This window comes from Streptomyces sp. H39-S7 (assembly GCF_027158205.1).
Classification (GTDB): Bacteria; Actinomycetota; Actinomycetes; order Streptomycetales; family Streptomycetaceae; genus Actinacidiphila.
In genome coordinates, this window is sequence record NZ_JAPVLU010000003.1 from 144,886 (window position 1) to 160,419 (window position 15,534).

The following is a 15,534-nucleotide window of genomic DNA, read 5'->3' on the forward strand; positions in this document are numbered from 1 at the left end:
TACAGGCGTGCGGGTTCGGAGAATGGGAATTCTCCGAACCCGACGAAGAACGCCGATAACGATTCGTTCACCGGAATGGTGCAGCTGAGTAACAATCAGGTGCTGGGACCCCTGCCGATGGAACCGAACGCGTGCCGAATCAATCCGCGGGTGCTCCCCCGGGGTCCGCGGCGGGCCGCAGCGGGCAGCAGGGTGAGCGCGTGCAGCCGTGAGGACCAGTACCGGCGCGAGGCCTTCGCTGCACGGTGCCACCCGTGGGCCGACAGCCGGTGGGCGGTCTCCCGGAAGAACCGCCGTGCCTCGTCGAAGCGGTCCCCCGAAAGGGCCTTGGCCGACGACTCGCTGACGGCATGTCGGCGGTACTGGAAGGACACGGTGTCCGTGACGACCAGTGAGGCCCCGTCGAGCAGCAGGTCGACGACGAGCGCCAGGTCCTGGATCACCCCGAGGTCGGCCTGGAAGCGGAACTTCCGCATCACCTCGGTACGCCAGCAGATGGAGGGGAAGTAGAGCCAGTTCCCGCGCAGCAGGCTCACCGCCAGATCCTCGCCGCCGAGCGTGAGGGGACGCGGGCCCTTCGGCGCGTAGAGCTTCTCCTTGGTGGTGTCCACCAGGGTCCGGGAGAGCTTTCCCTCGCCGTCGATGACGTCGACGCCGGGCTGCACCATGGTCGCCTTGGGCTCATGGTCCAGGGCCGCGCGCACGGTGCGCAGGTAGTTGGGCAGCAGCAGGTCGTCGCAGCCCATGAGGACGGTGTACTCGCCCTCCGACAGCTCCAGGCACCGGTTGAAGTTGCCCGTCACCCCGAGGTTGTGCTCGTTGCGGAGGTAGCGCACACGGTCGTCGGCGAGGGCGGCGAACCACTCCGGTACGCCCGCCTCCTTGCCGTCGTCGACCACGGTGAGCCGCCAGTCGTCCCCGTCCAGGGCCAGCACGCTGCGGACGGCGTCCTGCATGAGGGCGACGTCGCCGTAGTACGGCATCAGGATGTGGAAGCGGGGTCCGGCGGAACCGCCGCCGGCCGGATCCTGGTCCGTCACGCCGACACCATCGTGTGCGGCGCCTCGGTCGGCACCCGGCGGATCAGCGCGAGCAGCAGGACCAGGCCGGCACGGGCCAGGTAGACCATCGCGCGCAGCGGCGAGTGGCTCGGCTTGCCGGTGGTGCGCGGCCGCATCGCGACCGGGACCTGCCGGACCTTGTAGCCGCAGCGGATCGCGCCGACGGTGCTCTCCACCGTGTCGCCGAGGTACTCCACCGGGTACCAGCCGGCGAAGAACTCGATCAGGTCGCGGTTGCAGGCGCGGAAGCCGGAGGTGGCGTCGGTCAGCCGGGCGCCGGCCAGCCGGGACATCACTCCGGACAGCAGCCGCATCGCCCAGCGGCGCGGGCCGCGGGCCTGGTAGTCGCCCTCGCCGCCGAAGCGGGCACCGACCACCAGGTCGGCGTTGTCGAGTTCGCGCAGCAGGGCCGGCACATAGCTCGGGTCGTGCTGGCCGTCCGCGTCGATCTGGATCGCGACGTCGTAGTTGTACTCCAGCGCGTAGCGGTAGCCCAGCCGCATGGCGCCGCCGACGCCGAGGTTGTAGGGCAGGCGGGCCACGATCACGCCCTCCGCGGCGGCGACCTTCGCCGTGCGGTCGGTGGAACCGTCGTCCACGACGAGGATGTCCGCGTCGGGCAGTTCCTTGCTGATCTCACCCAGGGTCGTCGCCAGCCCGGCGTCCTCGTTCCAGGCCGGCACGATCACCAGCACCCGTCGGCCATCGATCATGCCCGGGCCTCGCGATCATCCGAAGTGGCGGTGGTGGTGTCGTCCGTGCTCTCGTCGGCGCCCGGGCCGGGAGTGCCGCCGGTGCCCGGCGTACCGGCGACCGGCTTCACCGCGTTGGCGGGCATCGGGTCGGCGCTCTGCGCCAAGTGCGCCCGGATCAGGGCCACTTCCTCGGCCAGGGTGCGCGTCTCGGCTTCGAGACGGCTGGACTCCCAGCTCAGGTGCAGTGTGACGAGCAGCACAAGGACGAAGCCGGCGAAGAGCACGAGGCTCACGCCGGAGGCGACGCCGAGCTTGTTGGCGATCGAGTCGAGCCAGGTCGGGAAGAAACCGAGCGGAGCGATGATCAGGCCGATGAGCAGCCACAGGGCCGCATACTTCTCGCGCAGTTGCTGGCGACGCAAGAGCTCGACGATGCATCCGAGCACCGCCAAGCCGGTCACCGAAGTAAGTACGGACAATTGCACGATTCAGCCGTCTTTCCGGTCGAAGTACGAGGCCGCCGCGCCATACCGACGTCGTTGACGTCCAGGGAATGACCGGCTACCTGGCAGAGGGCGAAGAAGACGTCCCGCCAACCCGCGACTGGGTGGCGACGTCACACACGCTGCCGGACACGGCGCTCATGGTACCCCCTGGCCACAAGAGCCGAAAGCCGGGCGGAGGCCCGCAGCGCGGGGGCTCCGGCATACCAGGCCGACGAGTACCTGTCAGGGCCTCCGGGGTATTCTTGCGGCCACATGAAGTCGCCCACTGCACTCCTGCGCACGCTCCCTTCCGGGACCCTTCTCGTCGGGGCCGGGGTGGCGGCGAACGCCGGCGCCTCGTACATCTTCCTGGCCCTGGCCGGACGGACGCTCGGCCATGACGACATGGCCCAGATCTCCGTCCTGTGGTCGGTGATCGCCTTCGCGGGAATCGGGCTGTTCTTCCCGGTCGAGCAGGAGCTCACCCGGGTGGTGGCCGCGCGGACCGCCTCCGGGCTGGGCGCGGGGCCCGCCATCCGCCGCGGGATACTCACGGCGACGGCGATGCTGACCGTGGTCCTGGCCGCGCTGGCCGCGGCCTCGGGCCCGCTGGCGGATCTGCTCTTCAACGGCGACCGGTCGATGGTCGCGGTCCTGGGGGCGGCCTTCGTGGGCTGGGCCGCGCAGCACACCGCGCGCGGCATCCTCGCCGGGTACGGGGACTTCCGCTGGTACGCCGTCCAGCTGACCGCCGACGCGGTCCTGCGGGTGGGCGCCGCGGTCGCACTGCTGGCCGCGCACGGCTCCTTCCTCGCGTTCGGCCTGGCGATGGCGCTGGCCCCGCTGCCCGCCGTGCTCCTGTGCGTGCCCGCGATGCGCCGGGCGTCCCGGCCGGGACCGGCCGCCGAGGCGAGTGAGATCCACAACGGTTTCGCGGTCCTGGTCGTCTCCACCACGCTCATGCAGGCCGTGGCCAACGCTCCGGTCGTCACCGCCAAGCTCCTCGACCCGGACAACGCCCCGCTGGTCACCGCCCTGGTCTCGGCGCTCATCCTGGTGCGGGTGCCGCAGTTCCTGGTCAGCTCGATGCAGGCGTCCCTGCTGGTGGAGCTGACCGGACGGCACACCGCGGGCGACAAGGCCGGATTCCTGCGCACCCTGCGCGGCAACCTGCTGATGGTGTCGGCCCTGGGGGCCGGCTGGGCGGTCGTCTGCGCGGTGATCGGCCCCGCCCTGAACGAGACGGCCTTCCACGCGCCGCCGGCCCTCAGCTCCCTGGACTTCGGCCTGCTGGGCCTCGGCGCGGTGGCCCACCTGGCGGCGATCGTGCTCAGCAGCGGCACCCTGGCCACCGGCGGCCACCGCATACTGTGCGTCGCCTGGACGATCGGGGCGCTCGCCCTGGGAACCGCCCCGCTGCTGCCCGGCGGCACGGCGCTGCAGGTGGAACTGTCCTACGCGATCGCGGCCGGCGCCGCGGCCATCGCCCTGCTCTTCGGACTCCGCGTCGGCCTGCGCAACTTCGACCGTCCGTTCGATCCGACGACCCGGACACTCGTCGGGGACGCCGAGGCCATCGGCACCGTCAAGCCCGGCTGACAGCCGCCCGCCCAGCGCCCATGGGCCCGCCCGGCGGCAAACCCCCAACGGTATTCCCGTACGATCTGGAACGCTGTGCCGCCGGATCCCATCCGTATCGGTGTGTGCAGCACACCTCACACGTGAAGACGGCGGTCTGCACGCTAGCCGCCCTACCCGTCCGGCTCCGGCGCACGAACACCGACCTCGAAGACGGTCACGCCGTTGCCTGGGCGACCGACCGGATCGCTGGAGCTGACTGAGATATGACACCGACCGACGCGCCGAGCGCGCCAGGAGCAGCAGGGGTGCTCAGCACCGCCGCTGCCGCGTTCAAACCCTGGCGCAAACGGCTGGCGATGATCGCGGCCGAATTCGCTGTCGCGATCGGGGCCGCCCTCGCCTTCGCGCGGTGGAGCACCACCATCGCGGTCAACCCGATGACCCGGATCGGTCAGGTCAGCGGGCTGGCGGCACTGCAGTTCCGGCTCATCGCGGTGGCGCTGCCGCTGCTCGCGCTGGTGGTCTGGTCGGTCTTCCGGGCCAGCCCCCGCGTGCACCGGATCGTGCTGCGCCTGGTCTGCGCCGCCATCGCCGGACTGGCGACGGGCATGACGGCCGGCGGACAGGTCGTCGCCCTGCGCGGCACCCCCTGGCCGCTGAACGGCCAGAGCGGCGACAACGGGCGGCTGGAGGCCTGGGCCACCCAGATCCAGCACACCGGCCACATGGTCAACATCTACCCGCCGGTGCTGCCGCACCTGACGGCCTTCTGGGCCGACCACTTCGTCGACAACCACCAGACGGCGTTCGCCCTCAAGTGGATCCTGATCATCTCGATCGCGCTCACCGGTCCGGCCGCCTACCTGGCCTGGCGGATGTTCCTGCGTCCGCTGCCGGCCCTCGGCGTCGGCATGCTGGCGGGCATCCCCTCCGTCGTGGTCTACAAGCCGTACAGCCCGCTGGTGCTGGTCGTCCTCATCCCGCTGCTCGCCAAGCTCCTGCAGTTGCTGCGCAATTCACCGCGCCGGCCGTACCCGGCCGTGGCCTGGCGGGGCGCGGCCGTCGGCGCGATGCTCGGCGTCCTGTTCATCGTCTACTCCGGCTGGCACGTCTGGTCCGCGCCCGGAATAATCGTCGCGGTCCTCGGGCTCTTCCCGTGGCGCTCCGGGCGGGACGGGATGCTGCGGGCCGGCGCGTTCCTCGGAACGGCCCTGCTGGCATTCCTGATCATCGGCGGCAAGTACGGCTACATGCTGCTGTCGGCCGCCGACAGCACCAAGGACCGCTTCTGCTCGACGCTGACCCTGGTCGACCCCGGCTACATCGCGATGACGCCGTTCTACACGCGCAACGGCAACCTGCCCGGCATGTGGCCGCCGCCGGGTGAACTCGGCGGCGTCGGGGTGTTCACCGCGCTGATGATGGTCGGCGTCGCGGTGGCGCTCACCGTCGGACTGCGCCGCTCCGCCGTCATCGGCGTCGTCGCCTGCTTCGGCAGCGCGTGGGCGATCCGGTTCTTCTTCGCGTCGCACATGGAGCGCGACCAGGCGGTCCAGCTCTTCCCCCGCACCTATCAGACGCTCCTGTACTGCGGTCTCGCGCTCTTCGGCCTCGCCTGCGTCCTGACCGGCGAGCGCGTCAAGGAGCGGCTGGCCGCGATCCCCGCGCTGCAGTCGCCGACCTCGTCCCGCAACGCGGGCCGGTACGCGGCCGTCGGCGTGCTGACCGCCACGGTGGTACTCACCGGCATGGCGGCCTCCGCCCAGTCGGACCCGTTCTTCCCGGAGAACCCGAAGGGCGTCAGCACCATGGGCCGGCTCGCCTACCAGGCGCACCGGCTCGCCAAGCCCGACGGCACCTGCTCCAAGTTCGCCCCGCACGGCGTCTGCGACAAGCCGCGCAAGCTCAACCCGGTCTCCCCGCCGGAGACGGACCAGCTGCTGCACGGCTGCGAGTACGCCTGGCGCAAGGACCAGCCGTAGCCCCGTCGAACGGCGCACGACGAAGGAGGGGCACCCGCTCGGGCGGGTGCCCCTCCTTCGTCGTTCCCGTGGTGCCGCTGAGCCAACTCAGGCCTGGGCGGCGAACGTTCCCGCCGCGACCGCGGCCTCCAGCTCGTCCCGCCAGCCGGCCATCGCCGGGAGCCCGGCGGCGGACCAGCGGTCGTGGCCCAGCACGCTGTAGGCCGGGCGCACGGCCGGCCGGACGAACTTGTCGGCCGTGGTGGGGCGGATCCGCTCGGGGTCGAGCCCCGACAGCTCGAACGCGGCCCGTGCCAGGTCGTACCAGGTCGCCTGGCCGGAGGCCGTGCCGTGGTACGCGCCGGCCGGCGCCTCGCCCGCGAGCGCGGCACGCCCCAGCTCGGTGAGCCGGACGGCCAGCGCGCGGGCCCAGGTGGGCTGGCCGAGCTGGTCGTCGACGACGTCGAGCGTCTCGTGCGTGGCGGCGAGCTTCAGCATGGTCGCGACGAAGTTGCGGCCGTGCGCGCCGTACAGCCACGCAGTGCGGACGGTGTAGCCGGTCTCCGGCAGCAGCTCGGCGACCGCGAGTTCACCGGCGAGCTTGCCACGCCCGTAGGCGTTGACCGGCCCGGTCGGATCGTCCTCGCGGTACGGCTCCTTGGCGTCGCCGGGAAAGACGTAGTCGGTGGAGACGTGGAGGAGCAGCGCCCCCGCCGCGGCGCAGGCGGCAGCCAGGTGGCGCACCCCGTCACCGTTGACGACGGTGGCGGCGGCCTCGTCGGCCTCCGCGCCGTCGACGTCCGTCCAGGCGGCCGCGTTGACCACGATGTCGTGGCCGCGGACCGCCGCGAGCAGCGCCTCGGGGTTCGTCAGGTCCAGTTCGGCCCGGGTGGCGGCGGTGACGGAGGCGGCCGGATCGGCGGTCAGCGCCGCCACGACCTCCCGGCCGAGCATGCCGCCCGCCCCGGTCACCAGCCAGCGGGTGGTGTCCGCGGTGCCGGAAGCGCTCATGAAAGCGCCGCCTTGGCCTTGAGCGGCTCCCACCAGGACCGGTTGTCGCGGTACCAGGCGACGGTGTCGGCGAGGCCCTGGTCGAAGCCGATCAGCGGCTCGTACCCCAGCTCGGCGCGGGACTTGCCGATGTCCAGGGAGTAGCGCAGGTCGTGGCCCTTGCGGTCCTCGACGTAGTCGACCATGTCCCAGCCGGCGCCGCAGGCTTCCAGCAGCCGCCCGGCCAGCTCCTTGTTGGTCAACTCGGTGCCGCCGCCGATGTGATAGACCTCACCGGCCTTGCCGCCCTGCAGCGCGAGCGCGATGCCCCGGCAGTGGTCGGAGACGTGCAGCCAGTCGCGGATGTTGCTGCCGTCGCCGTAGAGCGGGACCTTCTTGCCGTCCAGCAGGTTGGTCACGAACAGCGGGATCATCTTCTCGGGGAAGTGGTGGTGCCCGTAGTTGTTGGAGCAGCGGGTGACCACCACGTCCATCCCGTGCGTGCGGTGGTAGGCGAGCGCGATCAGGTCGGAGCCCGCCTTGGCCGCGGCGTACGGGGAGTTGGGCGCGAGCGGCCAGTCCTCGGTCCAGGAGCCCTCGCTGATCGAGCCGTACACCTCGTCCGTGGAGACGTGCACGAAGCGGCCGATGCCGAGCCGGTGGGCGGCGTCCAGCAGGGTCTGGGTGCCGAGCACGTTGGTGGTGACGAACGCGGCCGCGCCGGTGATCGACCGGTCGACGTGCGACTCCGCGGCGAAGTGCACCACCGCGTCATGTCCGGGCAGGACCGAGGCGACGAAGTCCGCGTCGCAGATGTCGCCCAGCGCGAACCGGTAACCGGGCTGGTGGGCGACCGGAGCGAGGTTCTCCGGATTGCCGGCGTAGGTGAGTTTGTCCAGTACGGTGACGGAGGCGTCCTCGAGCCCCGGCATCTCCCCTGACAGGACTGCGCGGACGAACTGCGAGCCGATGAATCCGGCGCCACCGGTAACAAGAATGTTCATGAGTGCCAGAGTCCAGTCAGGCCCCTACTGGGGGGCGGCGTAAGATGGTTTGCTTCGCCGTAACTCTAGCCGTTCCCCGAGTGCGGGGGCGATGCCGAGCGGTCATCGGCCGCCTGCCAGCGGAGAAAGTAGAAACAACATGCGTGGTATCCTCCTCGCCGGCGGGACCGGGTCCCGGCTGTGGCCGATCACCAAAGCGGTCTCCAAACAGCTGATGCCGGTCTACGACAAGCCGATGGTCTATTACCCGCTGTCGACGCTCATGATGGCGGGAATTCGCGACATACTGCTCATCACCACCGAGCAGGACCAGGAGCAGTTCCGCCGACTGCTCGGCGACGGATCGCAATTCGGCATCAATATCGAATACCGCACCCAGCCGAATCCCGGCGGAATCGCCCAGGCATTCCAGATCGGTGCGGACTTCATCGGCGGCGAGCCGGTGGCGCTGATTCTCGGCGACAACATCTTCCACGGCGCCGGCCTCGGACGGCAATTGCAGGACCACAGCTCCCCCGACGGCGGTGTGATCTTCGCCTATCAGGTGAAGGACCCGACCGCGTACGGCGTCGTCGAGTTCGACGAGCACGGCAACGCGCTGTCGATCGAGGAGAAGCCGGAGCGGCCGAAGTCGCGCTTCGCCGTCCCCGGCCTGTACTTCTACGACAGCCAGGTCGTGGAGATCACCAACGGCCTCAAGCCCAGCGCGCGCGGCGAGCTGGAGATCACCGAGGTCAACGCCACCTACCTGAAGCAGGGCAACCTCCGCGTCTCGGTACTGGACCGCGGCACCGCCTGGCTGGACACCGGCACCTTCGACTCCCTCGTCCAGGCCTCGGAGTACGTCCGGGTCATCGAGGAGCGGCAGGGGCTGAAGCTCGGCTGCGTCGAGGAGACCGCCTGGCGGATGGGGTTCATCGACGACGAGCAACTGCGCGCCCTGGCCGAACCGCTGCTGAAGAGCGGCTACGGCGACTACCTCGTCAACACGCTCGCCCTCGAGGAGGACCTCCCGCGATGAACATCCGACCGCTGTCCTTCCACGGCGCCTGGGAGATCACCCCCCAGCAGCACGGCGACCCGCGCGGCCTCTTCCTGGAGTGGTACCGCTTCGACAAGCTGGAGGCCGAGGTCGGCCATCCGATGCGGCTCGCGCAGGCGAACATGTCGGTGTCGTCGAAGGACGTCGTGCGCGGCATCCACTTCGCCGACGTCCCGATGGGCCAGTCCAAGTACGTGACGTGCGTACGCGGCGCGGTGCTCGACGTGGTCGTCGACCTGCGGGTCGGCTCGCCGACCTTCGGTCAGTGGGAGGGCGTCCGGCTGGACGACGTGGACCGCAAGGCCCTCTTCATCGCGGAGGGCATGGGCCACGGCTTCTGCGCCCTCAGCGACGACGCCACCCTCTCGTACCTCGTCTCGGACGTCTTCCGTCCCGACAAGGAGCACGGCGTGCACCCGCTCGACCCGGAGCTCGGCATCGACTGGCAGACCGGCGCGCCCCAGCTGTCCGCCCGTGACGCGGCCGCCCCGGGCTTCGCGGAGATGCGGGACGGCGGCCGGCTGCCGGACTTCGGCGTCTGCCAGGCCCGCTACAAGGAGCTGGGCGCCGGCGCCTGACCGGACCGGGTGGGGTCCGGGGCACCGCGCGTCAGGCGAAGACGACCGTGCGGTGCCCGTTGATCAGGACGCGGTGCTCGCTGTGCCACTTCACGGCGCGCGCCAGCGCCTGGCACTCGACGTCGCGGCCGATCGCCACGAGCTGCCCGGGGGTGACCTCGTGCCCCACCCGCTCGACCTCCTGCTCGATGATCGGCCCCTCGTCGAGCGCCGCTGTCACGTAGTGCGCGGTCGCGCCGATCAGCTTCACCCCGCGCGCGTGCGCCTGGTGGTAGGGCTTGGCGCCCTTGAAGCTCGGCAGGAACGAGTGGTGGATGTTGATGATCCGGCCGGGCAGCCGCTTGCACAGGTCGTCGGAGATGACCTGCATGTAGCGGGCCAGCACCACCAGGTCCACGCGCTCCGCCTCGACCAGTTCCAGCAGCCGCGCCTCCGCCCGGTCCTTGGTGTCGGCGGTCACCGGGATGTGGTGGAACGGGATGCCGTAGGAGCCGGCGAGCTCCTCGAAGTCCGTGTGGTTGGAGACCACGGCCGCGATCTCGACGGGCAGCGCGCCGATCCGGGTACGGAACAGCAGGTCGTTCAGGCAGTGCCCGAACTTGCTGACCATGAGGACGACCCGCATCTTCTGGTCCGCGGCGTGCAGCTGCCACTCCATCTGGAAGGCGCTGCCGATCGCCGCGAAGCTCGCCCGCAGCTTGTCCGGCTCCACCGGCGGATCCGCCGTGAAGTGCACGCGCATGAAGAACAGCCCGGTGTCCTGGTCCCCGAACTGCTGGCTGTCCACGATGTTGCAGCCGGTCATGAGGAGATAACTCGACACGGCATGCACGATGCCCTGCTTGTCGGGACAGGACAGCGTCAACACATATTCGGGCTCGTTCACCCGGCCACCCTCGCATATCCGGCGGCCCCGGCGGCGAAGCCGTCCGCCAGACGGTACGGGTGCCGTCAGGCGGTACGCGTGTAGATCGCCAGGACGTCGAGGGAGCGCGGCGGCGCGTCCACGTCGTCCCCGTCGGCGGTCGCCAGCTTGACGTGCGCCTCCCGGGCGGCGCGGACCGCCTCCGGCCAGGCGTGGTGCTCCAGGTACGTGCTGACCGGCGCGTCCGCGCCCACCTGGTGCAGGATCTTGAGCACGCGCAGCACCGCGACGTCGACGAGCGCGGCCTCCTGCGAGTCGCGGAAGATCGTCCCGACGTACTTCTCGGCGGACCAGTTGTCGAGCCAGGTGTCCTCGACGAGACGGTAGACGGCGTCGGTGACGTCGCCGAAACCGGGCACCCCGGCGAGCCAGCACTCCTGCTGGAACACCGGGTCGCTGATCATGTGCAGCGCCGAGCGCACATTGCTGCGCCAGCGCCACCAAGGCATGTCATTGAGCGGCATGCCCCCCATCGTGGAGGAGCGGGCACCGCGGCGGGAAGTCTTCTCCGAAGTCTGCACGATGACCGATCGTACGTTCCCTCCGATCCGCACTTGTAATTCACCTGAACGTGACGGTGCGTTCTCTTGCGGTCACCCCGGCGTTGGCGGCGGAACGGAAACGTCCATGTTCATGACTGAGCGGCGTTCGCGCATGGCTGTCCTGTTGGCTGTATCGACGACATGCGTGGCGCTGATCAGCGGCTGCGGTGTGCTTCCGGGGAGCGCGGGGGGCTCCCCGGACCCCGTGGTCGTCATGACCTGGGCACCGGACGGCACGAAATCGACGAACATGCCCGGAATGCCCGCCATGGCGCAGGCGTTCGCGGCCCATATCAACGACACCGGCGGGCTGAACGGCCACGAGCTGCAGGTCATCACCTGCAACGACCACAACGACACGGTCGAGGCCGCGAAGTGCGCGCAGCAGGCCGCGGACGAGGGCGCGGTCGCCGTCCTCGGCTCGTACAGCGAGCACGCGGGCAACTTCACCTCCGCCCTGGAGTCGGCCGGCATCCCGTACGTCGGGGGCTACGGGCTCACCCAGGAGGAGTTCCAGAGCCCGATGTCCTACCCCGTCAACGGCGGCCTGCCGGCGCTGCTGACGGGCAACGGGAAGCAACTGGCCGGCTCATGCTCCAAGGTCAGCCTGGTACGGCCGGACACCATAGTCGGCGACCAGTTCCCGCTGTTCCTCAACGCCGGTCTCAAGGCCGGCGGCCGGCCCGCCGCCTCGGACCTGCCGACGGCCGACGACTCCACCGAGTACACGGGCGTCGCCCAGCGGGCGATCGGCAGCACCCCCACCGGCTCGTGCGTCGCGGCCGTGCTCGGCGACCGTACGGACACCTTCGTCGACTCGTTCCGCCGGCTCGGCGACGAGGTGCCGAAGGTGCGGCTCTCCTCCGTGATCGGCAGCGTGCAGCAGTCGCTCATCGACAGCACGGGCGGGAAGAGCAGCCCGCTGGAGAACGCGTTCGCCACCGGCTGGTACCCGCCGACCTCGGACCCCAAGTGGGACGGGATGAAGGCCGTCGTGAAGAAGTACGCCTTCGCCGACAACCGGATCGACGTCGCCGACCCCGGCGTCCAGACGACCTGGATCGCGTACTCGGTCTTCACCGAGGTCGTCCGGGCGATGGGCGGCGAGGAGGTCACCGCGACGTCGCTCAAGCGCGCGCTGGACAAGGCGACCGGCGTCTCGACCGGCGGCCTCACCCCGGACCTGGGCTGGCGCACCGAGAACATGCTCCCGGTGCCGGGCCATCCCCGCATGGTGAACGCGAAGGTCGTCTACCAGGTCGTCCGCGACGGGCAGCTGGTCGCCGCCCGCACCGGTTTCGTCGACATGGCGGCGACGCTCGGCCGCCCGGTGAACCAGGACGGGCGCTGAGTCCGTCCTGACACCGGGCGCCCGTTCCCGGGCCGGAGCCCGGGTCAGAGCTGGGAGTACTCGCGCTCGGTCAGGCCGTGCTGCTTCGCGATCGCGTTCCAGAGGCGCACGGCGCGCTTCTTCTGCGTCGTCGCGCTGCCGCTCTCACGGTCGCCCACGGACTTCTGCGGGGTGCCCTTCGCCTTGCCGCTCTTGCAGGTCTTGCCGTCGCTCGCCGCCTGGTCCGCCCAGGACGCGTACGCGTTGTCGGCGGCGGCCGACGCCGCCCACGCCTTGTTCAGCGCCTCGGTCAGGTCCCCGTGCTGCGGCAGGCTGTCCACCTGGAGGGCCGCGAGGCGGGTGACGAGCGAGCCGCGCTGGCCGGCGGCCGCGCGCAGGTCGTTCGCCGCCTGGGGCAGGTTCTTGCAGGACTTGATCGACTCCACCGCGCTGACCACCGAGGAGCGGCTGCTGCCGCTGTCCTTGAGCAGCGCGTCCAGGGCCTTCGCCTGCTTCGTCACCGCGTCGTCCGCGCCGGTCCCCGGCTGCGCGGACGCGCCGGTCGACGCCGGCGGCTTGGTCGTCGCGGCCGAGTCCTTGCCGTCGTCGCCGCCGCCCATGCTGAGCGCGGCACCCGCGGCCAGCCCGGCCAGGGCGCAGCCGCCGACGACGATGCCGATCACCGCGGCCCGCGAGAGCCGGCGACGCGATCCGTTCCCGCCGCTGCCGCCGTCGTAGGGGTCGGCGTAGCCGGGGGCGGGCGCCGGGGCCGGGGGCGCGGACTGGACCCGGTACTGCGGCTGACGGGCCGGCTCGGGCCGCGGCTGCTGCCGGGGGCCGTCCTGCCGGTACAGGTGGTCGTAGTCGGCCGACGGGGCGGACTGGGGCTCGTCGTACGACTGGTCGTACGAGGGCGCTCCCTGCGGCTGGTCGTAGGACGGCTCGTCGAAGATCGACAGCGACAGGTGGCGGGTGGCCTCCGCCTCGCTCTCGGCGGGGTACCCGCCCGGCCCGGTCCCGGCCCCGAACTGCTCGGGCGGGAACTGCGCGGGCGGGTAGGACCCCGGCGTGTGGGCCTCCGGCGCGTACGGCTCGGGCGGGAACGGCTCCGGCCTGAACGGGTCAGGGGTGAACGGCTCCGGGGGCGGCGTCGAGCCCGGGTACGGGGGCAGGAACTGGGTGGCGTCCGCCTCCGGCACGGGTGCGGCGGGAGGCGCCTGGCGCACCGGTGGCGTCGGGGGCATCGCGGGCGCCGGCGGGGTGGCCTGCGGATACGGCGGGAACATCATCGTCGCGTCCGCCCCGGCACCGGCCTCGGGCGGCAGCGGCTGCGCGGCGCCCGGCGCCTGGTTCCACGGCTGACCGCCGGCGGGCCGCACGTGGTCGTCGTAGTGCTGCGGCGGCTGCTCGGGCGGCAGCACCACACCCCTGTGGGGCTCGGGCGTTCCCGGGTTCTGCCGGTACTGATCGTCCGGCGTCTCGTCGCCGTGTCCGCTGTGCATCGCCGGCACTCCCGCCTCTACCCCTCGTCGGACCCGTCATCGGACTCGACGGCTCACGCTACCGGGTCAGCCTGAGAACCCACCACGTACCCGATCGGGTGAGGGCCGGACAGGACCGGGTTGACGACGGGGAAGGGCCGAATGGCGAGGTTTCGGCCGTCTCTTGGGCCGTTGTGCACGGCGATGTCGTTCCGGTAACGATTCCGGCGGACGGTGGCGTCCGCCGGCCTCGCGAACGCCCGGGCAGCCCGGCCGGCCCGCCTTCGGGGCGACCATCCAGGCCGCCCCGCCTACGCGGCGGCCTCCTGCTCCTGCAGGCGGCTGCCGAACTCCCGTACCGACGGCTCCGCTCCGTACGGTTCGAGGCGGCGGCGGAAGTCGTCCAGGTACTCGGCACCGCGATGGGAGCGCAGCCCGGACAGCAGGGCGACCGCCTCGGTGCCCGTGTGACAGGCCTGTTCGATCTCGCGCTGCTGCACCTGGGCCTCCGCGAGGAGGAGCAGACCGATCGCGCGGCGGCGCACCCGTGTCACCGGGTGGCCCGCGAGGGACTCCTCGGCGCGCCGGGCGGCCGGGACCGGCTGGCCGAGATCGCGGTGTCCGTGCGCCAACTCGTCCGCCAGGTAGGCCTGGTCGAAGTGGGCGATCCACTCGGGGTCGTCGTCCGCGTTGGAGTGCTCCAGCGCGTCGACGGCCTGGCCGGCCACGGAGGCGAACGTCCGGGCGTCGCCGAGCAGCGCGTGCCCGCGGGCCTCCGCGGCGAAGAACATCGCCTGTGCGGTGGGGGTGACCTGCCCACGCGCGCCCTCCTGCGCGGCCCGGGCGAGTTGGGCGATCTCCCGCGGGTTGCCGAGCGCCTCGGCGAGGTGGCTCATCCCGGCGGCCAGCACGTAGCCGCCGTAGGCACGGTCGCCCGCGGCCTGCGCGAGCCGCAGCGCCTGGATGTAGTAGCGCTGCGCGAGCCCCGGCTGCCCGGTGTCGACCGCCATGTACCCGGCGAGCTCGGTCAACCGCGCGACGACGGCGAAGAGCTGACGCCCGGTCGCCTCCCGGTACGAGCCGGCCAGCAGGCCCGAGACGACGCTGTTGAGGTAGTGCACGACGACCGGTCGTACGTGGCCGCTGCCGAAGCGGTGGTCCAGGTCGACCAGCGCCTTCGTCATGGCCCGCACCGCTTCCACGTCCGCCTTGCCGACCCGTGAGCCGCCCGCGCGGGCGACGGCGGCGTCGGGGCGGGTGATCAACCAGTCGCGGCTGGGCTCGACGAGGGCCGAGGCGGCCACCGTCGACCCGGTGAGGAAGTCCCGGCGGCCGACGTCGCTGCGCCACAGCTCGCAGACCTGCTCGATCGCTCCGACGACGGTGGGCGCGAAGTGCAGCCCGATTCCGGTGGCGAGGTTCTTGCCGTTGGCCATGCCGATCTCGTCGATGGAGACGGCGCGGCCCAGCTTGCGGCCCAGCGCCTCGGAGATGATGGCCGGTGCCCGGCCGCGCGGCTGCTGACCTCGCAGCCAGCGGGCGACGGACGTCTTGTCGTACCGCAGGTCGAGACCGTGCTCGGCCCCGCACAGGTTGACCCGGCGGGCCAAGCCGGCGTTGGAGCAGCCGGCTTCCTGGATGAGCGCCTGCAGCCGTTCGTTCGGCTGCCGCGCCACCAGTGGTCGTGCGGCCATGTCGTGCCCCTCCTTCATCGCGGAACCCACGGGCGTGCGCCCGGTGCTCCGCCCCCCTTGGTGGCTCCGGTGATCTTCGATAGGAGATCAATGCCCAGAGCACGTGACGTGGATTCGCCGTTTTGACAGCATTTATTCCTGGGTGTTCGTCACCGCGCCCACCGG

14 protein-coding genes are annotated in these 15,534 nt (G+C 71.3%); 5 read left to right on the plus strand and 9 right to left on the minus strand.

Features of this window, described 5'->3' with window-relative positions:
- Nucleotides 1-95 precede the first annotated feature (95 nt).
- The 3 genes from O3X23_RS04055 to O3X23_RS04065 are packed head-to-tail and all read right to left on the minus strand — an operon-like array spanning nucleotide 96 to nucleotide 2,217.
- Nucleotides 96-1,040, minus strand: coding sequence for a glycosyltransferase family 2 protein (locus O3X23_RS04055; protein ID WP_269269698.1), 945 nt, complete (start codon nucleotides 1,038-1,040; stop codon nucleotides 96-98).
- Complete coding sequence (locus tag O3X23_RS04060; protein ID WP_269269699.1) at nucleotides 1,037-1,774, minus strand: glycosyltransferase family 2 protein; 738 nt, start codon at nucleotides 1,772-1,774, stop codon at nucleotides 1,037-1,039. The genes O3X23_RS04055 and O3X23_RS04060 overlap by 4 nt, the downstream gene beginning before the upstream one ends.
- Nucleotides 1,771-2,217, minus strand: coding sequence for a DUF2304 domain-containing protein (locus O3X23_RS04065; RefSeq protein ID WP_331283876.1), 447 nt, complete (start codon nucleotides 2,215-2,217; stop codon nucleotides 1,771-1,773). Before O3X23_RS04065 ends, O3X23_RS04060 begins: the two co-directional genes overlap by 4 nt.
- A gap of 297 nt (nucleotides 2,218-2,514) precedes the next feature.
- On the opposite strand from O3X23_RS04065, the gene O3X23_RS04070 reads away from it, so the two are divergent.
- Together O3X23_RS04070 and O3X23_RS04075 are read left to right on the plus strand one after the other, a co-directional pair.
- A complete protein-coding gene (locus O3X23_RS04070; RefSeq protein WP_269269701.1) occupies nucleotides 2,515-3,840 on the plus strand; it encodes a hypothetical protein in 1,326 nt (441 codons plus the stop codon).
- Between the two features lie 287 nt (nucleotides 3,841-4,127).
- The gene (locus O3X23_RS04075) at nucleotides 4,128-5,804 is read left to right on the plus strand and encodes a hypothetical protein (protein WP_269269702.1); all 1,677 of its coding nucleotides are present in this window, start codon (nucleotides 4,128-4,130) and stop codon (nucleotides 5,802-5,804) included.
- A gap of 87 nt (nucleotides 5,805-5,891) precedes the next feature.
- On the opposite strand, the gene rfbD is transcribed toward O3X23_RS04075, so the two are convergent.
- Nucleotides 5,892-6,794 carry a dTDP-4-dehydrorhamnose reductase gene (gene rfbD / locus O3X23_RS04080; protein WP_269269703.1) on the minus strand — a complete coding sequence of 301 codons (903 nt, stop codon included), beginning with the start codon at nucleotides 6,792-6,794 and terminating at the stop codon, nucleotides 5,892-5,894.
- Nucleotides 6,791-7,777 (minus strand): dTDP-glucose 4,6-dehydratase, encoded by a 987-nt coding sequence (rfbB, locus tag O3X23_RS04085; protein WP_269269704.1) that lies wholly within the window; start codon nucleotides 7,775-7,777, stop codon nucleotides 6,791-6,793. The genes rfbD and rfbB overlap by 4 nt, the downstream gene beginning before the upstream one ends.
- Nucleotides 7,778-7,916: 139 nt before the next feature.
- Between rfbB and rfbA the strand changes: the two genes are divergently transcribed.
- Both rfbA and O3X23_RS04095 read left to right on the plus strand, forming a co-directional pair.
- A complete protein-coding gene (gene rfbA / locus O3X23_RS04090) occupies nucleotides 7,917-8,798 on the plus strand; it encodes a glucose-1-phosphate thymidylyltransferase RfbA (RefSeq protein WP_269269705.1) in 882 nt (293 codons plus the stop codon).
- Nucleotides 8,799-8,800: 2 nt separating this feature from the next.
- On the plus strand, nucleotides 8,801-9,397 hold the full coding sequence (locus tag O3X23_RS04095) for a dTDP-4-dehydrorhamnose 3,5-epimerase family protein (RefSeq protein ID WP_443047768.1): 597 nt from the start codon (nucleotides 8,801-8,803) through the stop codon (nucleotides 9,395-9,397).
- 31 nt (nucleotides 9,398-9,428) lie between these two features.
- Here O3X23_RS04095 and purU read toward each other — a convergent pair whose 3' ends face one another.
- Nucleotides 9,429-10,283 (minus strand): formyltetrahydrofolate deformylase, encoded by an 855-nt coding sequence (gene purU / locus O3X23_RS04100; protein WP_269269707.1) that lies wholly within the window; start codon nucleotides 10,281-10,283, stop codon nucleotides 9,429-9,431.
- A gap of 65 nt (nucleotides 10,284-10,348) precedes the next feature.
- The gene (locus O3X23_RS04105; RefSeq protein WP_187145299.1) at nucleotides 10,349-10,795 is read right to left on the minus strand and encodes an SCO4402 family protein; all 447 of its coding nucleotides are present in this window, start codon (nucleotides 10,793-10,795) and stop codon (nucleotides 10,349-10,351) included.
- Between the two features lie 160 nt (nucleotides 10,796-10,955).
- Here O3X23_RS04105 and O3X23_RS04110 point away from each other — a divergent pair, with 160 nt between their 5' ends.
- Nucleotides 10,956-12,215, plus strand: coding sequence for an ABC transporter substrate-binding protein (locus tag O3X23_RS04110; RefSeq protein WP_443047739.1), 1,260 nt, complete (start codon nucleotides 10,956-10,958; stop codon nucleotides 12,213-12,215).
- A 44-nt stretch (nucleotides 12,216-12,259) separates the two neighbouring features.
- Here the strand turns inward: O3X23_RS04110 and O3X23_RS04115 are convergent, their stop codons facing one another.
- Together O3X23_RS04115 and O3X23_RS04120 are read right to left on the minus strand one after the other, a co-directional pair.
- The gene (locus O3X23_RS04115; RefSeq protein ID WP_269269709.1) at nucleotides 12,260-13,696 is read right to left on the minus strand and encodes a hypothetical protein; all 1,437 of its coding nucleotides are present in this window, start codon (nucleotides 13,694-13,696) and stop codon (nucleotides 12,260-12,262) included.
- Nucleotides 13,697-13,986: 290 nt separating this feature from the next.
- The gene (locus tag O3X23_RS04120; protein WP_269269710.1) at nucleotides 13,987-15,369 is read right to left on the minus strand and encodes a transcriptional regulator; all 1,383 of its coding nucleotides are present in this window, start codon (nucleotides 15,367-15,369) and stop codon (nucleotides 13,987-13,989) included.
- Nucleotides 15,370-15,534 lie beyond the last annotated feature (165 nt).